Here is a 25,550-nt window from a genome sequence, read left to right as displayed (position 1 = left end):
GGAGAAGCCTATGGAAGCGCCGCTCCTGTCGATCCGTCAGCTGACGGTCGATTTCCATACCGATACCGGGGATTTCCGGGCGGTAGACGGCTTGTCCTTCGACATCCCGAAGGGCAGGACAGTGGCGCTCGTGGGCGAGTCCGGCTCCGGCAAGTCAGTGACGGCGCAGGCCATTCTCCAGATCCTGTCGAAAAAGGCGCGGATCACCGGCGGCTCCATCAGTTTCGACGATCCGGCCCTTCAGGCTCCCATCGACATCGCGTCCCTCAAACCCGAGGGCGAGGCCATGCATCTGCTTCGGGGCGGACGCATCGCCATGATCTTCCAGGAGCCGATGACCTCGCTCTCGCCGCTGCACACCATCGGCGACCAGATTTCGGAAGCGCTTCTGATCCATGCGGATGTGAGCAAGGCAAAGGCGCTGCAGCGCACCATGGAAGTGCTTGCGCGCGTAGGTTTCCCCGATCCGAAGCGGGCCTTGCGCACCTATCCTTTCGAACTCTCGGGAGGGTTACGCCAACGTGCCATGATCGCCATGGCGCTGATCACGCGCCCTGCCCTTCTGATCGCGGACGAGCCGACCACCGCGCTCGACGTGACGACGCAGGCCCAGATCCTCGACCTCATCAAGGAGTTGCAGGCCGAGACAGGCATGTCGGTGCTGCTGATTACCCACGATCTCGGCGTGGTGGCGAACATCGCCGATGAGGTCGTCGTCATGTATCGCGGCAGGGTCATGGAGGCAGGCCCGCGCGAGAACATCTTCCGCAACGCCCAGCACGCCTATCTCAAAGCGCTCATGCGCGCCGTGCCGCGTTTCGCCATGGCTGAGAATGAGCGCCTGACCCCGATCCGCGAGGTGAAGAGCGCGACGCTGGCCAGCGCCCATGCCCCCGAAAGGGCGGAACCTCAAGGCCCGATCCTCAAGGCCGAAGGCCTGACGAAGTGCTACACGCTGCGCTCCGGCCGGTTCTTCGGCAAGCCGAGGATTATCCACGCCGTCAACAAGGTCGATCTTTCGTTGCCCGTTGGCAGGACCTTGGGACTCGTCGGCGAATCCGGCTGCGGCAAGACCACCGTGTCCAAGATGATCATGCGCGCGCTCAAGCCCGATGCGGGCCGCGTGCTGTTCGATGACGGCACGGGCCCGAAGGATGTCTTCCAGCTCGAAGGCGATGAGCTGACGGCCTATCGCCGCTCCGTGCAGTTCATCTTCCAAGACCCGTTCTCGTCACTCAACCCGCGCATGACGGTCTACGAGATCCTCACCGAGCCCTTGCGCATCCACGATATCGGCACGCCTGACGAGCGCTATGAGCGCGTGAAGCAATTGCTCGACATGGTGGGGCTCGATCAGCGTTCCTTGCGCCGTTATCCGCACTCCTTCTCGGGCGGACAGCGCCAGCGCCTCGGCATCGCGCGGGCCTTGGCACTGGAGCCGCGCGTGCTGTTGTGCGACGAGCCGATCTCCGCCCTCGATGTTTCCGTGCAGGCGCAGGTTCTGAACCTGCTCAAAGATCTGCAATCGGCCCTCGGGCTTTCCTATCTCTTCGTGTCGCACAATCTAGCGGTCGTGGATTACATCGCCGATACCATCGCTGTGATGTGCCGGGGCTACATCGTCGAGGAAGCGCCTAAATCCTCGCTCTTCCGCAATCCGGTTCATCCTTACACGCAGGCGCTTCTCGCCGCGGTGCCGGACCCGGATCTCGACCGTCCCCTCGACTTCGCGAAACTGCGCGCCGACCGCTTCTCCAATCCCGCCGAGTGGCCCGAGCCCTTCCGCATTCCGGACGGCGAATTCGGCGTGATGCAGGAGATCGAGCCCGGCCACAAAATCCGCTTAGGACGCGCCAGAGAGCAGGAGGCTGCGGAATGATCACTCATCTGCGGATGAAGTCCTTGCTTCTTGCTCTTGCGTGCAACCTTTTCGTGTTGCCCGCCGGAGCGATGGAGCTACAGGAAACGCCCTTCTTCAAGACCCAAGAGAAGAAGCTCCCGCCCATTGCCGAGCGTGTTCCCTCGACACCGCTCGTGGTCGAATCTGCGGGACAATCCGGCGGCGACATCATCACCCTCGTGCCGCGCGCCCGCGATATCCGTTACATCTCGACCTATTCCTACACGCGCCTCGTCGGCTACGACAGAAACCTGCAGCTCCAGCCCGACCTGCTGGAAAAGATCGACAGCCAAGGCGATCAGGTTTTCACCTTCACGCTGCGCGCCGGCCATCGCTGGTCGGACGGCACGCCGTTCACAGCGGATGATTTCCGCTATTACTGGGAAGACATCGCGCTCAACAAGGATCTCTCACCCAGCGGCCCGCCTGAATTCATGCTGGTGGATGGAAAGCCCCCGCGCTTCGAGGTGCTCGACGAGCGGACTGTCCGCTATAGCTGGGACAGTCCCAATCCGCGCTTCCTGCCGCAGCTCGCCGCCCCCCTCGACCCTGGGATCTACCGCGCCTCGAAATATCTCAAGCAATTCCACGCGAAATACGCGGACAAGGCGGCTCTTGAGGAAAAGGCGAAACAGCAGAAGCTGAAATCCTGGGCGGCCCTTCACAACCGCATGGACGACATGAAGGAGCAGACGAACCCTGATCTGCCGACCCTCATGCCCTGGCGCGTGACGAACGCAGCTCCTGCAAACCGTTTCGTCTTCGAGCGCAACCCCTATTATCACCGCATCGACAAGCAGGGTCATCAACTGCCTTACGCCGACCGCATCGTCATGGATGTTTCCGCCAGCGGCCTGTTCGCGGCCAAGGCCAATGCGGGAGAGACGGATCTTCTGTTCCGTGGCCTTTCCATGAGCGACATTCCGGTTCTGAAAGAAGGCGAGAAGCTGCAGGGCTACAGAACACTGATCTGGCCCTATGCGCGCGGCACGGAACTCGCGCTCTATCCCAACCTCAACACCGTCGATCCTGTCTGGAAACAGCTCAACCGCGATGTCCGCTTCCGCCGCGCCCTGTCGCTCGGCATCGACCGCAAGACCCTGAACAATGCCCTGCTCTTCGGCCTCGGAACGGAAGGTAACAATACGGTCGTGCAGGAGAGCCCGCTCTTCTCACCGGATCTGCGCACGCTCTATGCGCAATACGACCCGGCTGAGGCCTCAAGGCTTCTTGACGAGATCGGCCTGACGAAGCGCAACGGCGCGGGCTACCGCCTGCTGCCTGACGGGCGTGAGCTGGAGATTATCGTAGAAACGGACGGCGAAAGCAGCCTCGTGGTGGATGGGCTGACGCTCATCGGCGAGTTCTGGCGCGAGATCGGCGTGCGCCTCTTCGTGAAGCCGCAGGACCGCACCGTCCTGCGCAACCGCTCGTTTGCAGGCCTCACCGTAATGGTGGCGGCTCCCGGATTCGACAACGCCATTCCCACCGCCATCATGCCGCCGACGGAATACGCGCCCATGCGCCAGGACAATTATTCCTGGCCAAAATGGGGCCAGTACATCGAGACGAAAGGCGCGAACGGCGAGGCCGTCGACCTGCCCGCAGCCAAGCGGCTGTCCGAACTCTACGATACATGGATGTCGACGGGCGACGAGACCGTGCAGGACAAAGTCTGGCGAGAAATGCTGCTCAATCACGCGGAAAACCAATGGGTGATCGGCACGGTGGCGGGCGCCTTGCAGCCCATCGTTGTGCGCAATCACCTGCAGGGGCTGCCCGAAAAGGCGCTTTATTCCTGGGAGCCAACGGCCATGCTCGGCATCTACCGCGTCGATGAGATCTACTGGAACAAGGCCGCCGGCAAAGAGGCCCGCCGATGATCCGCTTCTTGTTGCGTCGCTCCGTGACCATGGCCGTCACGCTGTTCATCATCTCGGCGCTCGTCTTCTTCATCATCAAGTTGCCGCCGGGAGACTTCCTGTCGAACCTGATCCAGGAACTGCGATCACAAGGAGACAGTGCTGCCATTGCGAAGGCGGAGTTCCTGATCAAGCAATACGGCCTCGACCGTCCAGCCTGGGAGCAATACCTGATCTGGATCGGCGCGATGCCCGGCCCCAACGGCTTCTCAGGCCTTCTGCAGGGCGATTGGGGCTGGTCCTTCGAATACGACAAGCCGGTGGTGGATGTGGTGGGCGATGCCTTATGGCTCACGCTTCTCGTGAACCTCGCAGCGGTGATCTTCATTCACATCGTCTCGATCCCGATCGCGATCTATTCCGCCACGCGCCAATATTCGGTGGGCGATTATCTCGCGACCTTCATCGGCTATATCGGCCTTGCGACGCCGAGCTTCCTGCTTGCTCTCATCCTGCTCTACTACCTGAACCGCTGGTTCGGCATTTCCATCGGCGGCCTCTACGATGCGAAATTCGCGGGCGAGCCGTGGACCTGGGAGAAGATCAGATCGCTCCTCTCCCATCTCATCGTCCCCACCATCGTGATCGGCCTTGCGGGTACCGCCTCCATGATCCGGCGCATGCGCGCGAACCTGCTCGATGAACTCGGCAAGCAATATTACGTGACGGCGAAAGCCAAGGGCCTCGGCCCCACGAAGGCGCTGCTGAAATATCCCTTCCGCATGTCGCTCAATCCCTTCGTCGCCGATATCGGCAACCTGCTGCCGCATCTGGTATCGGGCTCCGTGCTGGTGTCGCTGGTGTTGAGCCTTCCGACGGTCGGTCCCATTCTGCTCAGCGCCTTGAAGAACCAGGATCAGTTCCTCGCGGGCTTCATCCTGATGTTCGTGGCGGTGCTCACCGTCGTCGGCATGCTGGTCTCCGATATTCTCCTCGCCTGGATCGATCCGCGCATCCGCATGGGAGGCGCGCGATGAACACGGTGACGACCCAAGCACGTCATTACGTCGATCCGACGCCCTTCGATCCGGGCACCACGGAGCCCATCGGCACGGAGAGCGAGGATTTCTATCGCGCCTCGTCCTGGCAGCTCATGTGGTGGAAATTCCGCCGTCACAAGGTGGCCCTGGCCGCGGCCTTCGTGCTGCTCGCCTTCTACCTCATGGTGCCTTTCGTCGAGATGATCGCGCCCTACAACCAGACAAAGCGCAACGGCGACTTCATTTATGCGCCGCCGCAGGGCATCCATTTGATGCATGAGGGACGCTTCGTCGGCCCCTTCGTCTACCCTTACAAATACAGCTTCGATCTCGAGACGTTCCGACGAGTCTACACGGTCGATAGATCCCAGCCCCAACCTATCCGCTTCTTCTGTCGGGGTGACGCCTACGAGTTCTGGGGCGTCGTGAACATGGATGTGCATCTCGTCTGCCCGCCTCAAGGCGGCACGATGTTCATTCTCGGTACTGACAGGCTGGGACGAGACCTCTTCTCGCGCATCGTCTACGGTGCGCGCATCTCGCTCACCATCGGCCTCATCGGCATCGCGGTATCGTTCACCCTCGGCCTCTTCTTCGGCGGGTTGGCCGGTTATCTCGGCGGATGGGTCGATCACGTGATCCAGCGCATGATCGAGATATTGCGCTCGTTGCCGGAATTGCCCCTATGGCTTGCGCTCTCCGCGGCGCTGCCGGCAAACTGGAGCCCGATCCTCGTCTTCTTCGGCATCACGATCATCCTCGGCCTGCTCGATTGGCCCGGCCTGGCGCGCGCCGTGCGCTCCAAACTGCTGGCGCTGCGCGAGGAGGATTTCGTGAAAGCGGCGGAGCTGATGGGCGCATCGAAGCAGCGCGTCATCGCGCGCCATCTCATCCCGAACTTCATGAGTCATCTCATTGCTTCCGCGACGCTCTCGATCCCTTCCATGATCCTCGGCGAAACCGCGCTATCCTTCTTAGGCCTCGGTCTTCGTCCGCCGGTTACGAGCTGGGGCGTTCTGCTCAACGAGGCGCAGAACCTCGCTGCCGTGCAGCTTCATCCGTGGCTGCTCTTCCCCATGGTGCCGGTAATTATCGTCGTGCTGGCCTTCAACTTCATGGGCGACGGATTGCGCGATGCGGCCGACCCTTATCACTGACGGAGACTGAGATGGCCGGTTCGAAGCTTGCGACCAAGGATGCCCTGGCGACAGTTCCGGTGAAGGATCTGGCGAGAGCGAAAACCTTCTACGAACAAAAGCTCGGGCTTGAACCCCTCGATACCGAAGAAAGCGGCGTGCAGGCTTATCGCGCAGGCTCTTCGACAATCATTGTCTATGAATCCGCATTCGCGGGCACCAACCAAGCCACCGCCGTCACATGGCCCGTGGGCGACGATCTCGACGCCATCGTGGCCGATCTCAAGGCGAAGGGCGTCATCTTCGAACATTACGACATGCCCGGCACGACACTGGAAGGCGACATCCATGTGTCAGGTCGCATGCGAGTGACATGGTTCAAGGACCCCGACGGAAACATCATCAATGTCGGGAATTATTGAGCGCTGACAGACCAAGCCGCTGAAGACGTTGCATGATGATGCCACACCCGGGTATGAAACAATGATTCATATACGGATGTGGCGACATGTTGATGAACCAAGCCGAATACGACAAACATCTCAAAGGCTTTAGGATCACCGGCTGCGCCATCCGCTCCAGGGATGCCTTTTACTTTGTGGCGATTGCGGACAGCCCTAATCGTGCGCGTCCGGAAAGCGATCTCACGACCCGCGTCATCCCGTACTTTTTTGAAGAGATAGAGAAACGCTGGGGACACATTAATTATACGGGCTACAGTAGGACCCTTGCAGGCACCTCCCAAAATCCTGAGTCAAAGTTCGTCGGCGTGGACAGAGGCGGACAGGTCATGGTGGTCGGCGGCGGCAAGATGGAGATCGAGGATATTCCCGGAGGCCGCACCGGACCGATCCGGGGATCGGTCAATCGCGTCAGAACCATCAATGGGTTCACCCACATATGCTCGAACAATCGCGGATTGGCGCGCCGGGACGGCACCAATCTTTGGACTTCCCTATGCGGGAACCTGCCGATCAAACCCGATCCTGACGGCTTCGGAGACGCTTACGGCTTCAACGACTTCGATGCCTTTGACGACGGCGAGGTTTACTGCGTCGGCGGGCAAAGCGATGTCTGGCGCTTCGACGGCGCAAGCTGGACCCAGATCGACGTTCCGGGCAATCACAGCGAGGCCTCGAACTTCTTGACGAAGGCCGGCAGCAAGGTGGCTCGCGTCCCTCTCCATTCAGTCTGCTGCGCAGGCGACGGATACGTCTATATCGGCGGCCCCGATGGAAGTGTCTGGAAGGGACGCAACGAGAAATGGAAGCTGATTCACGACGATCGGCTATCCAGCTCCTTCAAGGACATGGTTTGGTTCCAGGATCGCGTTTACTGCACATCGGATTATGGTCTCTGGGAAATCGTGAACGACGAGGTGCGGCCCTGCGATGTGTCCGAAGAGATCACCCTATGCTCCGGCAATCTCGCGGTCGCGGACGGCGTCATGCTTCTCGCAGGCGAAGGTCGTGCGGCCTATCACGATGGCCATGAGTGGAAGCTGATGTTCAACACTGCCAACTTCACATAAAAAGAAAAGGCGCCCTTTCAGGCGCCTTCTTCATTTCACTCTGTTCTTAATCAGCGGCGGCGCGGGCTCTTCTCGAGCCATGCCACCTGCGCGCCATCACCACGGCGTCCTTCGGAGCGCTGTGCGGGCTTGCCCTGCGCTGAGCGCTGAGGCTGCTGCGGGCGCTGGCCCTGGGCAGGCTTCTGGCCTTGAGCGGGACGCTGCTGCTGACCGGCAGCCTGTCCGTTGCCCTGCTGCTGTCCGCCGGGCTTGCCGCCACGACCGCGACGACGCTTTGGGCCCTTGTCGGCATTCGGATCGCTGTTGCGGGGCTGCCCGTGGCCCTGATGTCCACGCGCATGCGGCGCGGGACGACCGCGCTGGTGATCGCGGCGATCATTGTTCTCCGACGGAGGCGGAGCGGCAGGCAAGCCTTCCGGCAGCGGCATGACCGGCACCTTCAGGCGCGTCAGCTTTTCGATGTCCTTCAGGTACGCCTTTTCCTCGTCGTTGCAGAACGAGATGGCAAGACCCGTCGCACCTGCGCGCGCGGTACGGCCGATGCGGTGCACGTAGGATTCCGGGACGTTCGGCAGATCGTAGTTGATGACGTGCGTCACGCCTTCAACGTCGATGCCGCGCGCGGCGATGTCGGTGGCGACGAGCACACGGCACGAGCCGTCGCGGAAACCGGCGAGCGCACGCTCGCGCTGCGGCTGCGACTTGTTGCCGTGAATGGCGGCGCCCGAAATGCCGGCCTTGTCGAGGCCGCGCACCACCTTGTCCGCGCCGTGCTTGGTGCGGGTGAAGACAAGCACGCGATCAATAGCTGGATCGCGCAGGAGAGTCTCGAGCAGAACCTGCTTGCGGCCCGTCTGCACGAAGATCACGCTCTGCTCCACGCGCTCGGCGGTGGTGGCAACGGGCGTCACCGCCACATGGGCCGGATTGCGCAGGAACGACTCCGCCAGAGTCGAGATCGTCTTCGGCATGGTGGCCGAGAAGAACAGGCTCTGACGCTCCTTCGGCAGCAGCGTCACAATGCGCCTCAGCGCATGGATGAAGCCGAGATCGAGCATCTGGTCGGCCTCGTCGAGAACGAGGATCTCGATGTCGCGAAGCGACAACGAGCGGCGATCCACGAGGTCGATGAGACGGCCCGGCGTTGCGACGAGAACGTCGACGCCATGCGCCAGCGCCTTCTCCTGGCGGGAGATGGTGACGCCGCCGAACACCACTTCCGTGGTGAGGCGCAGGTTGCGGCCATAGGCCTTGAAGCTGTCGGCGATCTGGCCGGAGAGTTCACGGGTCGGGCTCAACACGAGCACGCGCGGGCTCTTCGGCTTGCGCGCCTTCGGGTTCGCAGCGAGGCGGTGCAGGATCGGCAGCGCAAAGGCAGCGGTCTTGCCGGTGCCGGTCTGCGCGATGCCGCACACGTCGCGGCCTTCCATGGCATAGGGAATGGTCTGGGCCTGGATCGGCGTGGGCTTCTCATAGCCCTCAGCGGACAAGGCCTTCAGGATCGGCTCGGCCAATCCAAAATCGGTAAAGAGTGTCAAAGTGTGTCTTTCGAACGGATGCGGTGAGCCGCAAAGCTGGTTCGGCTTGGGTTCTAAGCTAAGGCGCTTCAGGGCTCTCAAGGCGACAGCCCGCGTGTTGGGGCCGTCGTATGGGTCAAGCGATTGAAGAAGGGGACCGGGCTTTCGCCTCAAAGCGAATTTCCGTCACGCAGTCCCGCTCAAGCGGCTCTGGATAAAGAGCGCTGACGCCGTGCCGTTCATATGAGGGTTAAAGGCCTATCCGTCAACCTCAGAGGCTGACATAAAGTTTCGGACGGAAACGACGGCTAAGGGAACTGGGGCAATGCGGGGGAAGGTCTTCCTGTTCGATATGGACGGCACCTTGATCGACTCGAACGGAGTGATCGAGGAGATCTGGCACCGCTGGGCCGGCAGGCACGGCATCGACGGGCATGCCGTTCTTGCCAAGGCCCACGGGCGGCAGGCCGCGGAGACCATTCGCCTCTTCGCGCCGGGCGGCGTCGATCAGGAAGCGGAGACGGCTTGGGTCAACGAGCAGGCTGCCAGGGAGACGAAAGGCATCAAGGCAACGCCGGGAGCGAAGGCCTTCCTTGCTCAGCTCGAGCCTTATGAATGGGCCATCGTGACGTCCGCGAAGCGTTTCATCGCAGAACAATGGCTGGCTGCTGCGGGGCTGCCTCAACCCAGGACACTGATCGCGGCGGAAGACGTATCGCGGAGCAAGCCCGATCCAGAGGGGTATCGCAAGGCTGCGCAGCACCTTGGCTGTGCCGCGGCAGACGCCATTGTCTTCGAGGATGCTCAGGCAGGGCTGGAAGCAGGACGTCAGGCAGGAGCAAAGGTCGTGGGCATCGGCTCCGCGAGCCATTTGTCCCACCTCGCCGACAGCTGGATTTCAAGCTTCCGGCAGGTCGATCCATTAAGAGACCCTTCAGGCGGTTTCAGGCTTCAATTCTGATCCCATCTTCCGTTCGCCATCCGAGCCCGAAAGAACGATCATGTCTTCCCCCACCCGCATGCCCTGGGGTTTTGTCTCCGCTCTGTCCCTGAGCGTCCTGATCTCCTACGGTACGATCTTCTATGCCTTCGCTCTTTTCATAGAGCCGATGAGCCAGGAGCTTGGCTGGGACAAGTCGGAACTCGTGGCCGCTTATTCGCTGGCGCTCGGCACTTCCGCCTTCTTCGCCGTGCCGGTTGGGCGTCTCATCGACCTTGGCTATGGCCGCACAGTCATGACGGCAGGCTCGGTTCTGGCCGCGGCCCTGATGGTGATCTGGTCACGGATCGAAAGCTATCCGGTTTTCATCGCCGTGTGGGCGGCCTTCGGCCTTTCCATGAGCAGCGTGTTCTACGAGCCGGGCTTTGCGGTCTTGGCCCGCAGGCTCGGGTTTCTCACGCGACGGGGCATCACCTTCATGACCCTGGTCGGCGGCTTCGCGAGCACGGTCTTCATTCCCCTCACCCATCTGCTTGTCGAGCACCTCGGTTGGCGCAATGCCCTCCTGGTGCTCGCCGCTTTCAATCTCTTCGTCTGCGCGGTCGTGCATGCGGTTTTCATTCCGCCGGCCCTGAAGCCGTCCTTGCCCTCTCATGCCGATGAACCCCGCGCGCTTCCGCAAAACGCCCGCCGCGTGCTTCTCAAAGCCTCCTTCTGGTGCTTCGTCACCTCTTCGGTTCTTCAGGGCCTCATCGCAGCAGGCCTGCCCATCCACCTGATCCCGCTCCTTACCGAAAGAGGCTATAGCCTGGAGATGGCCGTGATCGCTTTCTCCATCATCGGTCCCGCTCAGGTGGCAGGACGGATGACGATGGCGCTGGGAGAGCGCGCTTTCGGCATGAAGGGCACCGGAATCGTCACATTGGGCCTTGGTGTCCTTGCTTTCGGGCTCCTGCCGCTGCTTCCTCCCGGCTCCTGGCTGGTGGCCGCCTTCGCGATGCTGTTCGGCGCCTCCAACGGCATGATGACCATCGTACGCGCCCTCCTGCCTCCTGAGCTGTTCGGACGGGAAAGCTACGGCACCGTCCAGGGGATGATCGCCATGCCCGTGCGCCTGACCACGGCCGCCGCTCCCTTCCTGTTCGGAGCGCTCTGGGCGTGGTGGGGCAGTTACAGTTCGGTCATGATCCTGTGCTTAGGCATGTCCATCTGTTCCCTAGGGTTCTTCCTGGCCGTGCTTTTGTTGCAAAAGGGGCGTGATAACCCCGAAAATTCGCTTGCGTTAGGCGGCTAAAGAACTCATTGCAAACTGACTGAAATTGCCTGGTTTAGAGAAAGACGCGTTCCGTGACGGCAGTAACTGATCTCCTCATCATCGGTGGCGGCATCAATGGCGCGGGCATCGCGCGCGATGCGGTGGGCCGGGGCCTTTCCGTGGTGCTCTGCGAGCAGGGCGATCTGGCGGGCTATACTTCCTCAGCCTCGACCAAGCTTATCCATGGCGGCCTGCGCTATCTGGAGTATTACGAGTTCCGCCTGGTCCGCGAGGCCCTGTTCGAGCGTGAGCGCCTGCTGAACTCCGCTCCGCACATCATCTGGCCGCTGCGCTTCATCCTGCCGCACGAGAAGGGCATCCGCCCGGCCTGGTTCGTGCGCCTCGGCCTCTTCCTCTACGACCACCTCGCCCCGCGCAAGAAACTGCCGGGCACGGAAACCATCAAGCTCACCAAGCACGCAGCCGGCCAGGGCCTGAAGCCCGGCTTCGACACCGCCTTCGTCTATTCGGATTGCTGGGTCGAGGACAGCCGCATGGTGGCGCTGAACGCCATCGACGCCTCCGAGAAGGGCGCCGATATCCGCGTGCGCACCAAGCTCGTCTCCGCGCGCCGCGACGGCAAGGTCTGGGTGGCCAGCTTGCAGAACACCCAGACCGGCGAAACCCAGGAAGTCCGCGCCAAGGTCATCGTCAATGCGGGCGGCCCCTTCGTGGCGGACGTGCTCAATTCCAAGCTCGGCCTCAACACCACGAAGAACGTGCGCCTCGTGAAGGGCAGCCACATCGTTGTGCCGAAGCTCTTCGACACCAAGGAAGCTTTCATCCTGCAGAACACGGACAAGCGCATCGTGTTCGCGATCCCCTACCAGGAGAAGTTCACCCTCATCGGCACCACCGACATTCCGGTCGAGTCCGTGCCAGACAAGAAGGTGGAGATCAGCCCGGAGGAGGTGCAGTACCTCTGCAACATCGTGAACCACTTCTTCAAGAAGCAGGTCACGCCGGCGGAAGTGGTGTGGAGCTATTCCGGGGTGCGTCCGCTCTTCGACGACGGCTCGTCCAACGCCTCCGCCGTGACCCGCGACTATGTGTTCGACATGGACGCGCCGGAAGGACAGGCTCCCGTGCTGTCGATCTTCGGCGGCAAGATCACCACGTTCCGCAAGCTCTCGGAGCACGCCCTCGAAGAGCTGAAGGCCTATTTCCCGGACATGAAGCCGTCCTGGACGGAAACCGCCAAGATGCCGGGCGGCGACATCATCGACGCCGATTTCGACAAGTTCTTCGCCACCGTGCGCCAGCGCTGGTCGTTCCTGCCCGAGCAGGTCGCCTACCGCCTGTCGCGCGCCTACGGCACGCGCATTCTCGAATTGCTGGGCGAGGCCAAGTCCATGGCAGACCTGGGCGAGGATTTCGGCGCGGGCCTGACGGCGGCGGAAGTCGACTACCTCGTGCGCCGCGAATGGGCGCGCACCGCAGAGGACATTCTCTGGCGCCGCTCCAAGCTCGGCCTGCATGTTCCGGCCGACGCCGCAGCCAGGATCGATGCGCATATCGCGAAACAGAAAGCAGCATCCATCGCGGCTCAGTAAGCATCGGAAGGCCTGCCCATGGCTCAGTATATCGGCGCAATCGATCAAGGCACGACGAGCTCGCGCTTCATCGTGTTCGACAAGGCGGGAAGCATCGTCTCCGTCGGACAGAAGGAGCACGCGCAGATCTATCCCAAGCCCGGCTATGTGGAGCATGATCCGCTTGAGATCTGGCGCAACACGGAAAGCGTGATTCAGGAGGCTCTGGCGAAGGGAGGCCTGAAGCCTCAGGAACTCGCTGCCATCGGCATCACCAACCAGCGTGAGACCACGCTGATCTGGGACAGGCGCACCGGCAAGCCTTTGCACAATGCGCTCGTCTGGCAAGACACGCGCGTCGACGCAATCGTCGACGAGTTCGCGAAGGATGGTGGGCATGACCGCCTGCGCACTAAGACAGGCCTTCCGCTCGCAAGCTACTTCTCCGGCCTCAAGCTGCGGTGGCTGCTCGACAACGTTCCCGGCGCGCGTGAGAAAGCGGAAGCTGGCGATGTGCTGTTCGGCAATATCGACACCTGGCTCGTCTGGAACCTGACGGGCGGCGTGAACGACGGCTGCCACATCACCGATGTGACCAATGCCAGCCGCACGCAGCTTATGAACCTGGCAAGCCTCGAATGGGATGAGGAGATTCTCTCTCTCTTCAATATTCCCCGGGCCTGCCTACCGCAGATCAAGTCGTCGAGCGAGGTCTACGGCATCGCCAAGGACAATCTGGCGGGTGTGCCGATTGCAGGCATTCTCGGTGACCAGCAGGCCGCTCTCGTGGGCCAGGCCTGCTTCCAGCCGGGCGAAGCCAAGAACACCTACGGCACCGGCTGCTTCATGCTCATGAACACTGGCGAGACGCCCTACCCGTCCAAGTGCGGGCTGCTCACGACCATGGGTTACAAGTTCGGCAACGAGAAGCCGGTCTATGCGCTGGAAGGCTCCATCGCCATTGCGGGCGCTCTCGTGCAGTGGCTGCGCGACAATCTCGGCATCATCCAGGCGAGCCCCGAGATCGAGACCCTGGCCCGCAGCGTCGAGGACAATGGCGGCGTCACCATCGTGCCTGCCTTCTCAGGTCTTTACGCGCCGCACTGGAACTCCCATGCGCGCGGTCTGATCGGCGGCCTGACCCGTTATGCCACCAAGGCCCATATCGCCCGCGCGGCGCTCGAGGCCACCGCCTTCCAGACCCGCGAGGTGCTGGAAGCTATGACCAAGGATACGGGCATCGCGGTCAAAGAGCTGCGCACCGATGGCGGCATGGTGGTCAACGAGCTGCTCATGCAGTTTCAGGCAGACATCCTCAACGTGCCCGTCGTCCGTCCGGTGATCATCGAGACCACCGCGTTGGGAGCAGCCTATGCGGCAGGCCTCGCGGTCGGCTTCTGGGCGGGCAAGGACGACCTCTTGCGCAATTGGGCCATCGACAAACGTTGGACCCCCGCCATGGATGCAGCCCGCCGCTCCCGCCTCAACGCGGAATGGGACAAAGCCGTCGCCCGCTCGCTCGACTGGGCTGACTAAAGAAAAAAGCGGCCCTAAGGGCCGCTTTTTCGTATCGGCATCAGCCGTTGAGCGCTGCACGGATCTTTTCGGCAAATCCGGCCAGCTTGTCGTTGGCTTCCATCTGGCCCGTATGAGGCTTCAGAGGCACGCCCTCGAAGCGCGGAATGACATGGACATGCAGGTGGAACACCACCTGTCCGCCTGCGCTCTCGTTGAACTGCTGGATCGTCAGACCGTCGGCGGAGAAAGCGTCCTTCGCCGCGCGGGCTACGACCTGGACGGCCTTCGAGAGCTCCGCGAGATCGTCCGGCTTCGCATCGAAGATGTTGCGGGACTTCGCCTTGGGCACGACCAGCACATGCCCGTCGCCGCGAGGCATGATGTCCATGAAGGCCAACACATGCTCGGTCTCATAGACCTTGTGGCACGGCAGCTCGCCCTTGAGGATCTTCGCGAACACGTTGTTGTCGTCGTAGGTCATTCTGCCCTCTCATCATGCATGGTCATGGCATTCATATACCGGCCCATTGCTTCCCGGAAACGGCCCGCATGCCCGCTCCAGCCCTGGATTTCTCAGAAGAAAGCCTTGGAGCCAAGAATTCTGTATCGAGTCAATCCATGGCCGGACAGGGAAGCTCAGCGTCAAACCTAAGCGGTTATCGGACATCATGAGGCAATTTTCAGAATATTAACGTTGAAACGCGCCCGGTTTAAAGGACGGCGCGGCAACGGGAATGCTTGCAAACTCTGCATTCGACTCAACCGACACAAAATACTAAAGCCGACACCGTCTTAACTTCTTAAATAGATTTGCCCCTTTGCTGTGTCATTCCAGATTGTCGCACCCCTCACGACCGAAGGCACAAACAACAAAACTCGGCCATTATTTAAGCGTAGCAATCAAAGCGGAATAGGTTCTTCATCTCGATTGCTTTTATTCATGAGAACTTTTTTGCAAAGGTTCCGCCCTTCTGGCCGGAACCATCGAATTTGCGAGTGGTTGTTCAACCACGAACACAATTCATGAAGGAGGCATAAGATGGCGCCCAGTGGTTCGACTTCAAAGCGCGGTTTCGCATCCATGGATTCTGACCGCCAGCGTGAAATCGCAAGTAAAGGCGGCAAGAGCGTTCCGGCTGAGAAAAGGTCTTTCTCGCAGGACCGAGAGCTTGCCTCCGAGGCAGGCCGCAAGGGCGGGCAGGCCTCGGGCAACACGCGCGGCAACCAGGAATAACCCGTTCCAGTTCCCATATTCAAAGGGGCCGCTCAGCGGCCCCTTTATTTGGCGTTTCTGCAAGTCGCCAAAGATATCAGAAGCTGAAATGACGCCCGGACCGGTCGAAGGCCTCGACGATTGCCTCCTGTCGTACGCCTTCGACCCCGACGACCGCCCTGAACTCGCTCACATCGGGCATCGGGAAGACGATCGTTCCAAGATCGATATGTCTTGCAAGCTCCCCAGCAAGGGCGGACAGAAGATCCAGCGGCGATACCTCCAGGAAAACCGAAGCCTCCCGGGCCACATCCGAACCGGGCTGCCGCGACGCACCTATCAAGGCCATGAGGCAATACTCGTCGAAACTTCCGTGACGTGAGCGGACCTGCCGATGATTGAAAGCCCTCCCCCGCTGACGGGTGAGCGCAAAGGCCAAAAGCAGGGCATCCGATACGATCCCTTTGGCCGCAGCCGGCTCAACGAAGGATGAAAGCGCCTGCTCAGGAGCATCCAGCAGCGACAGATCGTACTGATCGTCGAGACTGCCGATGGACCGAAAGACATCCAGCACCGGCACGGCACTGGGATGAAAGAGGACGGCAATAGGATCGGGTTGAACTGAATGCGGGAATACTTCTGACATCAAAACAAGCCTAAAAACGGTTTGAAGCTTACGGATTGCGCTGGACGCCCGGAGTTGCTCCCCAAGACAAGGCAGGCACGACAAGGTGCCTTCTCAGCATGAGGGGACACGTGACCTCGTCCTGCTGGCAGGCGGCGACAATGCCGCTGAGCATCCAGGCCACATTCGGCTTTTCACGGGCAGACGAGCTCGAAGCGAGCCGGGAGAACTCGTCCGGCAGTTCCTCCTGGCACAAGGCCGCATCCAATTCATTGGTCGCAGTCATCGTCGTCTCCGCATCTCTTGTGCTTCGGCAACGTGCCCGCAACGCCCCGGTTCCTCTGCAACCGGCACTTCGATTCAAGGCAGCACGATTTTTTGAAAAATGCCTGGAACTCCTTTCGTTTAGCCGGCGTTATGCAAGCAACCGGTCCGAACGCCCCCTCGGACTGGCACCTTTAAAGGCGCAGTCATTCGTGGCTGCGCCTTTTATTTTGCCGTTTTCCCAAAAGAAACGGCGCCCCGAAAATCGGAGCGCCGCGGACTAGGCTCTAGCCTTGAGGCAATTACTTCTGCGGTGTCGTATTGGTCGTGCCCGTTGTGCCGGTGTTCGAGCGGTTGGCATCGGCGTCAGCGTTCGCCTTGAAAGCGGGAGCGGCCTGAAGCTCGGCCTTCGTCATCCGGAGGATGACCCGATCCGGCTCGTTCGAGGAGGACGCATTGCTGTTGGCCGCAGGAGCGTTGTTGGTCGCCATATTCGGGTTCGATGCAGTCGAGCCGGTGGTCGCCACATTGTTGTCCGTGGCGCTCGCCTGCTGATTGCTGGCAAATTCCAGGGAGCCGAACGGAACGGCCACGTCCTTTTCACCAATACCCAAAAAGCCGCCGACGCCGACCACGACAGCCATCACTTGAGCGTTGCGGTCAACGATCACATCGTTGATGTCGCCGATGGATTCATTGTTGGTGCTGACGACACGGGTGCCGATCAGATCCGAGGCCATCATCTGGCTCGACTGCATCTGTGTCATGAACTGGCCCGGCGTTGCGCCGCCCTGGCTCATGGCGGAGGAATTCGTGGACAAGGCACCTGACGCGCCCGGCTGCATGGCCGGTGAGCCCGAGGTCGTTGTGCCGGAACCAGAGGCGGTCGGACGATCAGTCGGAGCCGAAGGCGCAGGGGATGTCTGAGCAAAAGCGGGCGCCGCCGCGAAAGCCGTCACGACAAGGCAAGCTGCCATATGCTTCTTCAGCATCGTCAAATTCTCCTGAGTATCCGTTGAATCGCGATATGCGCCAAATGCGCTGAAGCAAAACGCTGGCTTCGTCGAGGCGTTCCAGATTTATCAGCATCTTGCAGAAGCAATCAGCAATTGATCAGATGAATTTTATTATGAATATTTATTCATAGATGCGGGAATAACTGCATTACGCACTCACATTGTCATGAAGAATATTTGAGTTTCCTCACCCCTGACAACATATCCGCTAGCCTCTGTCGTTTCACGACAGAGGCTGCTCCAGCGATGCGAGGCACAAGCTCGGCATCCTGTTGGAGCTGGCTCTTGCCAGCGGGCTCACATCGGCCACGCAGCCGACGGGCGTCTGACGCTTGACCTTGCGGGGCTCCTCGCTTTCTTCACGGGCGACAGGCGGGGTCTGAACGGCGGGCGCCTGCATCTCTTCCTTCATCGTCATGACGGGTAGATCGGTGTTCTTCGTGACGGTCGTCATGCCGGAGCGGGGGTCGGAGCGATAGAGAACCTTGCCGTCGTTTCCGCGTAGGATGACGGTCGCATGTTCAAGACCGACGATCTCAACGATGGACACGCTCGTCTGGTCCTCTGCCGGGCGCGTCATCGCCAGCCGGTCGCCCTTGGATGCCAACTGCTCCTGGAACAGCGCCGCCTTGAGGAAGTCGTGCGGGGATTGAAGGGGCGCAAATCCGGTATCGGCGAAGGCGATGCCGCCCGCCAGCAGGGCGGCTCCGGTCAGAACATAGAATTTTGTGGATGTGAGGAGCATCCCTGTCTCCCGCTGATCAGCTAAACCATTCGAGAAAACAACGCGACCTTATCTTTGATGTTCCGGCACATCTCCATGAGGATAAGCAAAGAAAAAAGGTGGGAACCTTTATTTTCCAAGCAGCGTTCTTAAAGCACCGGCCTCCTGGTCCTCCCCGCATTCCCCTTGTGCATTGGCCGGCACCTTTAGACGGGCTTTGAGAGCCCGTCTTTTTTTGTCCCGATTACAACGTGATAAAAGAAAAGCCCGGCCTGAAGGCCGGGCGATTACTTAAGCGCAACTGAGACGCCTATCAGGCCGTCGCAGCGCGAGGCTCACGCCGCCGGGCGCTCTGCTGGAAGAACAAGGCCTGGCTGATGACAGCAGACACGTTGGCCGGCTGGAACGGCTTGGCGATGAGGAAGGCCGGTTCCGGCCGCTCACCGGTGAGGAAGCGCTCCGGATAAGCGGTGATGAAGATCACCGGCACTTCGAAGGATTTCAGAAGGTCGTTGACCGCGTCGAGACCGGAGCTGCCATCGGCAAGCTGAATATCCGCCAGGATCAGGCCAGGCTGCTTGCTGGAGGCGAGCTTGACGGCTTCCGTGCGTGTCCGGGCGACGCCCGTCACGTTGTGACCGAGGCCTTCCACGAGCGCCTCGAGATCCATGGCGATCAGCGGCTCGTCCTCGATGATGAGGATGTCGGTCGCCATGTCGGCGGCCAGTTCACGTCCGGCCTCGTCGACGAGCTCGCGCACAGTCTTGGTGTCGACGTCGAGAATTTGGGCGACCTCCTCCTCTCCGAAGCCTTCGAGGCAGGACAGGAGGAAGGCTTGGCGCGGCAGGGGAGTGATCTGGCCTAGGCGGACCTCCGCCGGCAGATCGCGCTGAATCTGCTCGCTGCGTCCGTTGACGGAGAGCGAATTCCAGATGCGCGTGAAGACCTGGAAAAGTTCCACCTTGACGTTGCCGGACGGCCCGATGGTCTCAGGCTCGCTTACCAGGGTCTCAAGGGTCGCAGCCACATAGGCATCACCAGCCATCTGGCTGCCTGTGAGAGCGCGTGCATAACGACGAAGATACGGTAAATGCTGGACGACAAGCTGAGCTGTCGACATTCGCTTCCCCTTATAGTGCTTATGACTCGTTGTACCGATGGACCATTCAACGCTGCAAAGCTGCAAAAGTTCCATTTCTGGAACTGAGTTCAACAACAAGCGTTATTGCTCGAAAATGAGTATAGAGCTACTGCCAAGGTTGGCTATCCCTTAATAATATTCCGGGATGGCAAGGGGAATCAGATGACAGGTGACAAGGGGAACAAGCTGGCCCGGGCGCTCTCGGGCGAGCCTACCAATGGCAAGCTTGGAACCGACGCAAAACTCGACAGCGGCAGCCAGAAACGTATCGGCGACCAATTGCGCGCCATGTACGACGAATTGATGCAGCAGCCCGTTCCGGACCGTTTCAAGGAATTGTTGGACCAGCTCGACAGGAAGAAAGACGGGCCCCAATGACCCAAGAGCCTGACCTGCGAGAGGCTCTGCTGGCTGCAGTCCCCGGTTTACGCGCCTTCGCCATCTCGCTCTCAGGTCAGGTCGACAAGGCGGACGACCTTGTCCAAGACACCCTCCTCCGCGCTCTCGCCAATCTTCATCGCTTCCAGCCAGGCACGAACCTGAATGCCTGGCTCTTCACGATCCTGCGCAACCTCTTCCATTCCGAGTATCGCAAGCGCCGTCGCGAGGTCGAGGACCCCACCGGATCGTTCGCAGCCCGCCTGAAGGTCCAGCCCGAACAAGGCGTGCATCTCGATTTCGAAGATTTTCGCGTGGCCCTGTCGGAACTCCCGTCCGACCAGCGCGAGGCGCTGCTGCTGGTCGGCGCTTCCGGTTTTTCCTATGAGGAAGCCGCCAGCATCTGCGGCTGCGCCGTCGGTACCATCAAGAGCCGCGTCAACCGTGCGCGCCTGCGCCTGGCCGCGGCCTTGAACGTGAGCGACATCGATGATCTCGGCCCCGACAGCATGACCCGCGCAGCCCTTCAAAATTGACGCTTCAAAAAGAAAAACGCCGCCCTTGAGAGGCGGCGTTCTCATGAAGCCAGGGAAGGCTTCCTACATGGGGCTTCTTCCGCGCAGAAGACCGATCACGGCCGAGATGGCGAAGAGCACGATCGCCACGAAGAAGATCAGCTTTGCGATCTCGACGGCAGTCCCGGCGATGCCGCCGAAACCGAACAGCGCTGCGACCAGCGCGATGATGAGAAAAGTGACAGCCCAACCGAGCATGGTGTTACCTCGCTAAGATTTAGGATCGGCTTTGTGAACCGATGCGCTGAAACAACTCCAAGCGCGGCCGTGTGGTTCCGCATGAAAGACGCAGAACTGCGATTTGAGGAAGCTCGGCATAAGTATTTTCCGAAATCGCCTGAGTATGGAACCCGGCTCTTTCAGGTACGTTTTTCAGAACACTTGGGAGAAATGTCGATGACCCGTTCAGTTGCCCTTCGTGCATTTATTCTTTTCACCGTTCTTACTTTGCTTGCAGGCGTCACCGGAATGGCCTCGCAGGCTGAAATTGCAGAAGTCGTTTTCCTGATCGGTGCGTCCCTGTCCGCCGTGCTGCTGTTCTTCGCGCTCACGGTGCAGGCCCCCGCTCCGATACCCGTTCGGGTGCGTCGCCGTCGCTGAGATGCCTCGTCCTTCACGAAAAAGGCGGCTCGAGCGAGCCGCCTTTTTTTGTTGTCAGGATTCGGTTGGATCGCCGCCGTTCGGATGCAGCACCGAGCCTGTGATATAGGAGGCGTCTTCGCAAGCGAGAAAGAGATACGAAGGCGCGACCTCGTTGGGCTGGCCCGGACGCTTGAGCGGCGTATTCGCGCCGAAGCTCTTCACTTTCTCCGCCGGGAAGGTCGATGGGATTAGAGGTGTCCAGATCGGTCCTGGCGCGACACCGTTCACGCGGATGCCCTTCTCCGCGAGCTTCTGCGCCAGGGAGCGCGTGAAAGCGACGATGGCGCCTTTGGTCGCACTGTAATCGAGCAGATCAGAACTGCCGCGATAGGCGGTGACGGAGGTGGTGTTGATGATGGCGGCACCCTGCTTCAGATGCGGCATCGCAGCCTGCGTCATATAGAAATAACCAAAGATGTTCGTGCGAAACGTGCGGTCGATCTGCTCGGGCGTGATCTCCGCCATCTCCTTTTGAGGATGCTGCTCGGCCGCGTTGTTGATGAGCACATCGAGCTTGCCGAATTGCTTGACGACTTGATCGATTGCGGAGCGGCAGAAAGTGGGATCGCCGATGTCGCCCGCGATGGTCAGGCATGTGCGCCCTTCCCTCTCCACGAGCTTCTTGGTCGCCTGCGCATCCTCGCTCTCATTGAGATAGACGATGGCGACATCCGCGCCTTCGCGCGCGAAGAGAACCGACACCGCGCGGCCGATGCCGCTGTCGCCGCCGGTGATGAGCACCGTCTTTCCCTGCAAGCGATTGCTGCCCGGATAACGCGGCTCGTAATCAGGCCTCGGATTCATCTCGGTTTCATGACCGGGCTGCTGATCCTGTACCTGGGGAGGAAGTGTCTGCTTCTGTTCGGAACTCATCGCACCATCCTTCTTTGAAAAGCGATACGGGCTCCGGCTCCTCATTGAGCAAAGAAAAGCCCGCGTTGATGGCTCAACGCGGGCTCCGAAGACGTGTTCCTGGTACGTGCTTTAAGCGCGCGGAGCCTCGTCGGCGTGCTGCGACCCCATGTTCAGGAGATGATACAGGATGATCGCCCCGAAGGTCGCGGTGCCGATGCCGTCGAGAGTGAAGCCCGCGACATTCAGCTTGAAGTTACCGGCGCCCAGGATCAGGGCGGCAGCGACCGTGATGAGATTGCGCGGGTTCGAGAAATCGACCCGGCTCTCTACCCAGATGCGGCCCGCCGTTGCGGCGATGAGGCCGAACACCACGATGGACAATCCGCCGAGCACCGGCCCCGGAATGGTGCCGATGAAAGCGCCGAACTTCGGCGAGAGGCCGAGCAGAAGCGCGAAGCCTGCGGCGATGATGAAGACCAGCGTCGAGTAGATGCGGGTCACGGCCATCACGCCCATGTTCTCGGCGTAAGTGGTCATGCCCGTGCCGCCGGCGGAGCCGGAGAGCATCGTGGCAAGGCCGTCGCCCATGAAGGCGCGTCCGAGATAGGGATCGAGGTTGCGGCCCGTCATGGCGCCGATGGCCTTGATGTGCCCGAGGTTCTCGGCGACCAGAATGATGGCGACGGGCGCGATCAGGCTCATGGCCCGCGTGTCGAAGACAGGGCTCTGGAAGGTCGGCAGGCCGAACCAGGCCGCCTCGCCGATCTTCGTGAAGTCGATGGGCGCGCCGTAGCCCAGATGGTTCGCGAAGATGTAGTAGACCAGGTAGCCCATGGCGCCGCCGAGCAGCACCGGCAGGCGCTTCCACATGCCCGGCGCATAGACCGCGACGAGGCCGACCGAGAGCGCCGTCGCAAGAGCGATCCAGCGGGCGAAGTCGGAGCCGTTCGCATTGTCGGGCGTCACACCAGACGCGCTGTTGATGGCGATCGGAGCCAGCACGAGGCCGATGGCGGCCACGATGGCACCGGTGACCACCGGCGGCATGAGCTTCTCGATCCAGCGATGCCCGATCACCTGGACGATCAGGCCGATGGCGAAATAGAGCGCACCGGCCGCGATGATGCCGCCGAGCGCAAGAGGAATGTTCGGGTTCGGGCTGCCGACCGAAGCGCCCATCGCCACCAGTACGGGGCCGATGAAGGCGAAGCTCGAGCCGAGATAACTCGGCACCCGGCCGCCGACCACGAAGAAGAAGATCAGGGTGGCGAGGCCAGAGAAGAGAATGGAGACGTTCGGGTCGAAGCCCATCAGGATGGGGGCCAGCACCGTGGCGCCGAACATGGCCACCACATGCTGCAGACCGACGACGATCATCTGACCCGTCGGCAGCCGCTCATCCGGCATGATGATGCCTTCGTTCTTCAAGGTCCATTTAGGCAGGAAACTATCGCTCATGTTCTATTCCCCCAGACAATGACGCTTGAGGTGGCACCCTAGTGCCAGGCCGGGAGGAAAAGCTAGCGCCCGGGAACACTTATTAACCGCCACGACAGCCCCATTTCTGGACAAGTGCCTGTTCGGCAGCCACATCATGTCCCCCTACGAGCAAGAAGGATCAGCGATGCGCAAGGACCAGAACGTGCCGGAAGGCGTGGTGCACTCCCTCCGGATCGACAGCGAGTGCCTGAAAGGGAACCTCCTCGGTGATCCCGCAAGGCGGCGGATCGACGTCTATGTACCTGCCGGCCATGACGGGCGCGGCCTCCCCCTCCTCGTGGATCTCGTGGGCTACACGGCGGGCGGGCCTGCGCATACCAACTGGAAGAATTACGGCGAGAGCGTTCCGGAGCGGCTCGACCGCCTGATCGGCACGGGCGCCATGCCTCCGACAGTCGTCGCCTTCCCCGATTGCTTCACGCGCCTCGGCGGCAACCAATATGTCGACAGCGCCGCGATGGGCCTGTGGGAGACCTTCCTGATCCGCGAGATGCTGCCTTTCGTGGAACAGCGCTTCGGCTGCGGCGGGGACGGACGACGCGGCGTTTTCGGCAAGAGTTCAGGTGGCTACGGCTCTCTGGTCCATGCCCTGCGCCATGGCGGCTCGGTGTGGGCAGCAGCGGCTTCTCACTCAGGCGATGTGGGCTTTGAGTATCTCTATCATCTCGGCGAGTTCGCGGGCGCGCTGCGCCATCTGGCGAGCCACGGCATGTCCATCGAAAAGTTTCTGAACAAGTTCGCGGAAGGGCCGAAGGCGAAGGATCAGGATTGGCACGTGTTGATGATCCTCGCCCAGGCCGCGAGCTTCGATCCCGATCCGAGCCAGTTCTGCGGCATCAGGCTGCCCGTCGATCTTCACACCTGCGAAGTCATCGAGGAACGCTGGACGAACTGGCTGCGATGGGATCCGCTGCGCATGGTCGACGACAAGCAGGCCCAGGACAACCTGCGCAAGCTGAAGGCCTTCTACATCGATTGCGGCGACATCGATCAGTACAACATGGTCTATGGCTCGCGCCAATTGCACCGCAAGCTGGAGACTGCCGGCATCGCGCATGTTTACGAGGAATTCCCCGACAATCACTCGTCGGTGGATTACCGGATGGATGTGAGCCTGCCTCTTCTCGCAAAAGCTCTCGCCTGACGAAAGATCAGGCTCCGCCGGGCTCATCCTCGGTGGGCAATTCGCAATGGTTGTGAATGTGCGTGGCGGCGTGTGCAGCATGCCCCATGCCCACCACGATCTGGTCGATGCCGCGCACAATGTCACCTGCTGCATACAGCCCCTTCACGCTCGTCTGGCAATGGCTGTCGACGATCAGGCTGCCTGACGGATCGTGCTCTGCGCCCAAAGACAATGCGAGATCGGAGCGGTACTTCAAGCCCAAGGCTGAATAGAGCACATCGAAGCGATGCTCCTTGCCGTCGAAGTGGAGAGCGGAAATCCTGTCTTTCTCCATGTCGAGAGACTCGACGGGCGTTTCGACCATCTTGATGCCATGCTCGTCGAGCCTGCCGCGCTGCTCCGCATTCAATTCGAGAGGCTGGCCCAACGTGAGCAGCGTCACGTCGCGGGAATAGGTGCGGGCGATGAACACCGCCTCCCCAATGCCGTGAGCGCCATAGGCGATGACGGCGATCTTCCGGTCGCGGGATTCATAGCCGTCACAGATAGGACAATAGCGCACGAGACCGCGCTGAACGGCATGAGGCACATTCGGCAGATCGGGCTCGATATCCACCGCGCCCGTTGCCAGCACCACCCGCCGGGCCGCGATCTGCCCGGTGCGGCCATCGTCGTCCTCGACCAAAGCGATGAAACGATCCGGCTGCTTGCTCAGGCCCGTGACCCGCCCTGCCCTGATGCATTTACCGTACTGTTCCAGATTGGTGCGCGCCCGGGCCAGGAGATCCTTGCCGGAAATCCCATCCGCAAACATGGGAATATTGTGGCTCGTCGGAATCCACGCCGCCCTCGGCGTGCCGCTGTCAACGATCAGGAAGCGGCGCTTGAACCGCGCCAGATAGAGACCTGTCGTCAACCCTGCCGGCCCGCCGCCGACGATCAGGCAATCGAGCATATCCGCATTGGACGCCATGCAGCCTCGTTCCCCCTCGTGTGATGCTCCCAGAGGAAGCACAACACATCAGGAGCGAAAAAGATCAGGCGCGCGTCAAATCCCCAAGGCGAAGACGCAACCGCCTCTCATAATACGTGGGCGGATTGCGCTCCTTACCGTCCCATAAGAAAAGGCTCCAGCGGCTTTCCGCTGGAGCCCAATCGGGATTTCCTGTTGTCCAGGTCCGCCAGGGCGGTGGTGAAGGG

The 25,550-nt window shown here is 61.0% G+C and carries 26 protein-coding genes; 15 read left to right on the top strand and 11 right to left on the bottom strand.

Going from position 1 to position 25,550, the window contains the following annotated elements:
• The first annotated feature begins 10 nt into the window (after positions 1-10).
• From MHY87_RS06185 to MHY87_RS06160, 6 genes are all read left to right on the top strand, one after another.
• Positions 11-1,879, top strand: coding sequence for an ABC transporter ATP-binding protein (locus MHY87_RS06185; protein WP_239350413.1), 1,869 nt, complete (start codon positions 11-13; stop codon positions 1,877-1,879).
• Entirely contained in the window at positions 1,876-3,783 is a 1,908-nt protein-coding gene (locus MHY87_RS06180) for an ABC transporter substrate-binding protein (RefSeq protein ID WP_239350411.1), read from the top strand. The genes MHY87_RS06185 and MHY87_RS06180 overlap by 4 nt, the downstream gene beginning before the upstream one ends.
• Complete coding sequence (locus MHY87_RS06175) at positions 3,780-4,799, top strand: ABC transporter permease (protein ID WP_239350410.1); 1,020 nt, start codon at positions 3,780-3,782, stop codon at positions 4,797-4,799. Before MHY87_RS06180 ends, MHY87_RS06175 begins: the two co-directional genes overlap by 4 nt.
• Positions 4,796-5,959, top strand: coding sequence for an ABC transporter permease (locus MHY87_RS06170; protein ID WP_239350409.1), 1,164 nt, complete (start codon positions 4,796-4,798; stop codon positions 5,957-5,959). Before MHY87_RS06175 ends, MHY87_RS06170 begins: the two co-directional genes overlap by 4 nt.
• A gap of 11 nt (positions 5,960-5,970) precedes the next feature.
• Complete coding sequence (locus tag MHY87_RS06165; RefSeq protein WP_239350408.1) at positions 5,971-6,360, top strand: VOC family protein; 390 nt, start codon at positions 5,971-5,973, stop codon at positions 6,358-6,360.
• 86 nt (positions 6,361-6,446) lie between these two features.
• Positions 6,447-7,469 (top strand): hypothetical protein, encoded by a 1,023-nt coding sequence (locus tag MHY87_RS06160; protein WP_239350407.1) that lies wholly within the window; start codon positions 6,447-6,449, stop codon positions 7,467-7,469.
• Positions 7,470-7,519: 50 nt separating this feature from the next.
• On the opposite strand, the gene MHY87_RS06155 is transcribed toward MHY87_RS06160, so the two are convergent.
• Positions 7,520-9,007, bottom strand: a complete 1,488-nt coding sequence (locus MHY87_RS06155; protein ID WP_239350406.1) for a DEAD/DEAH box helicase — start codon at positions 9,005-9,007, stop codon at positions 7,520-7,522.
• Between the two features lie 304 nt (positions 9,008-9,311).
• Here MHY87_RS06155 and MHY87_RS06150 point away from each other — a divergent pair, with 304 nt between their 5' ends.
• The 4 genes from MHY87_RS06150 to glpK are packed head-to-tail and all read left to right on the top strand — an operon-like array spanning position 9,312 to position 14,309.
• Complete coding sequence (locus tag MHY87_RS06150; protein ID WP_239350405.1) at positions 9,312-9,947, top strand: HAD-IA family hydrolase; 636 nt, start codon at positions 9,312-9,314, stop codon at positions 9,945-9,947.
• A 40-nt stretch (positions 9,948-9,987) separates the two neighbouring features.
• Positions 9,988-11,220 carry an MFS transporter gene (locus MHY87_RS06145; RefSeq protein WP_239350404.1) on the top strand — a complete coding sequence of 411 codons (1,233 nt, stop codon included), beginning with the start codon at positions 9,988-9,990 and terminating at the stop codon, positions 11,218-11,220.
• 53 nt (positions 11,221-11,273) lie between these two features.
• The gene (locus MHY87_RS06140) at positions 11,274-12,794 is read left to right on the top strand and encodes a glycerol-3-phosphate dehydrogenase (RefSeq protein WP_239350403.1); all 1,521 of its coding nucleotides are present in this window, start codon (positions 11,274-11,276) and stop codon (positions 12,792-12,794) included.
• Between the two features lie 18 nt (positions 12,795-12,812).
• Complete coding sequence (glpK, locus tag MHY87_RS06135; protein WP_239350401.1) at positions 12,813-14,309, top strand: glycerol kinase GlpK; 1,497 nt, start codon at positions 12,813-12,815, stop codon at positions 14,307-14,309.
• A 40-nt stretch (positions 14,310-14,349) separates the two neighbouring features.
• On the opposite strand, the gene MHY87_RS06130 is transcribed toward glpK, so the two are convergent.
• Positions 14,350-14,772: an HIT family protein gene (locus tag MHY87_RS06130; protein WP_239350399.1), complete on the bottom strand. Its 423-nt coding sequence runs from the start codon at positions 14,770-14,772 to the stop codon at positions 14,350-14,352.
• 558 nt (positions 14,773-15,330) lie between these two features.
• On the opposite strand from MHY87_RS06130, the gene MHY87_RS06125 reads away from it, so the two are divergent.
• Positions 15,331-15,525, top strand: a complete 195-nt coding sequence (locus MHY87_RS06125) for a general stress protein (RefSeq protein WP_091129372.1) — start codon at positions 15,331-15,333, stop codon at positions 15,523-15,525.
• 76 nt (positions 15,526-15,601) lie between these two features.
• On the opposite strand, the gene MHY87_RS06120 is transcribed toward MHY87_RS06125, so the two are convergent.
• The 5 genes from MHY87_RS06120 to MHY87_RS06100 all read right to left on the bottom strand — a co-directional run bounded on the left by MHY87_RS06120 (position 15,602) and on the right by MHY87_RS06100 (position 19,253).
• On the bottom strand, positions 15,602-16,150 hold the full coding sequence (locus MHY87_RS06120) for a hypothetical protein (RefSeq protein WP_239350397.1): 549 nt from the start codon (positions 16,148-16,150) through the stop codon (positions 15,602-15,604).
• Between the two features lie 28 nt (positions 16,151-16,178).
• On the bottom strand, positions 16,179-16,415 hold the full coding sequence (locus MHY87_RS06115; RefSeq protein ID WP_239350395.1) for a hypothetical protein: 237 nt from the start codon (positions 16,413-16,415) through the stop codon (positions 16,179-16,181).
• 280 nt (positions 16,416-16,695) lie between these two features.
• Positions 16,696-17,385: a PRC-barrel domain-containing protein gene (locus MHY87_RS06110; RefSeq protein WP_239350393.1), complete on the bottom strand. Its 690-nt coding sequence runs from the start codon at positions 17,383-17,385 to the stop codon at positions 16,696-16,698.
• A gap of 247 nt (positions 17,386-17,632) precedes the next feature.
• On the bottom strand, positions 17,633-18,154 hold the full coding sequence (locus tag MHY87_RS06105) for a hypothetical protein (RefSeq protein WP_239350391.1): 522 nt from the start codon (positions 18,152-18,154) through the stop codon (positions 17,633-17,635).
• Between the two features lie 292 nt (positions 18,155-18,446).
• On the bottom strand, positions 18,447-19,253 hold the full coding sequence (locus MHY87_RS06100) for a response regulator (protein ID WP_239350390.1): 807 nt from the start codon (positions 19,251-19,253) through the stop codon (positions 18,447-18,449).
• Between the two features lie 183 nt (positions 19,254-19,436).
• Between MHY87_RS06100 and MHY87_RS18700 the strand changes: the two genes are divergently transcribed.
• Positions 19,437-19,652, top strand: a complete 216-nt coding sequence (locus MHY87_RS18700) for a NepR family anti-sigma factor (RefSeq protein WP_255726422.1) — start codon at positions 19,437-19,439, stop codon at positions 19,650-19,652.
• Positions 19,649-20,188, top strand: coding sequence for a sigma-70 family RNA polymerase sigma factor (locus MHY87_RS06090; protein ID WP_239350389.1), 540 nt, complete (start codon positions 19,649-19,651; stop codon positions 20,186-20,188). Before MHY87_RS18700 ends, MHY87_RS06090 begins: the two co-directional genes overlap by 4 nt.
• A gap of 63 nt (positions 20,189-20,251) precedes the next feature.
• Here MHY87_RS06090 and MHY87_RS06085 read toward each other — a convergent pair whose 3' ends face one another.
• A complete protein-coding gene (locus tag MHY87_RS06085; RefSeq protein WP_009494036.1) occupies positions 20,252-20,425 on the bottom strand; it encodes a DUF1328 domain-containing protein in 174 nt (57 codons plus the stop codon).
• 81 nt (positions 20,426-20,506) lie between these two features.
• Here MHY87_RS06085 and MHY87_RS06080 point away from each other — a divergent pair, with 81 nt between their 5' ends.
• Positions 20,507-20,827 carry a hypothetical protein gene (locus MHY87_RS06080; RefSeq protein WP_239350387.1) on the top strand — a complete coding sequence of 107 codons (321 nt, stop codon included), beginning with the start codon at positions 20,507-20,509 and terminating at the stop codon, positions 20,825-20,827.
• A 54-nt stretch (positions 20,828-20,881) separates the two neighbouring features.
• Here MHY87_RS06080 and MHY87_RS06075 read toward each other — a convergent pair whose 3' ends face one another.
• Positions 20,882-21,742 carry an SDR family oxidoreductase gene (locus MHY87_RS06075; RefSeq protein WP_239350385.1) on the bottom strand — a complete coding sequence of 287 codons (861 nt, stop codon included), beginning with the start codon at positions 21,740-21,742 and terminating at the stop codon, positions 20,882-20,884.
• Positions 21,743-21,853: 111 nt separating this feature from the next.
• The gene (locus MHY87_RS06070; protein ID WP_239350383.1) at positions 21,854-23,182 is read right to left on the bottom strand and encodes a solute carrier family 23 protein; all 1,329 of its coding nucleotides are present in this window, start codon (positions 23,180-23,182) and stop codon (positions 21,854-21,856) included.
• Positions 23,183-23,348: 166 nt separating this feature from the next.
• Here MHY87_RS06070 and MHY87_RS06065 point away from each other — a divergent pair, with 166 nt between their 5' ends.
• Positions 23,349-24,368: an alpha/beta hydrolase family protein gene (locus tag MHY87_RS06065; RefSeq protein WP_239350381.1), complete on the top strand. Its 1,020-nt coding sequence runs from the start codon at positions 23,349-23,351 to the stop codon at positions 24,366-24,368.
• 7 nt (positions 24,369-24,375) lie between these two features.
• On the opposite strand, the gene MHY87_RS06060 is transcribed toward MHY87_RS06065, so the two are convergent.
• On the bottom strand, positions 24,376-25,323 hold the full coding sequence (locus MHY87_RS06060; protein ID WP_239350379.1) for an NAD(P)/FAD-dependent oxidoreductase: 948 nt from the start codon (positions 25,321-25,323) through the stop codon (positions 24,376-24,378).
• Positions 25,324-25,550: the final 227 nt, after the last annotated feature.

The sequence above is a fragment of the Microvirga sp. ACRRW genome (genome assembly GCF_022346925.1).
Taxonomy (GTDB): domain Bacteria; phylum Pseudomonadota; class Alphaproteobacteria; order Rhizobiales; family Beijerinckiaceae; genus Microvirga.
The sequence above is the reverse complement of the archived record's forward strand: the minus strand, read 5'-3'. Positions and strand labels throughout refer to the sequence as shown.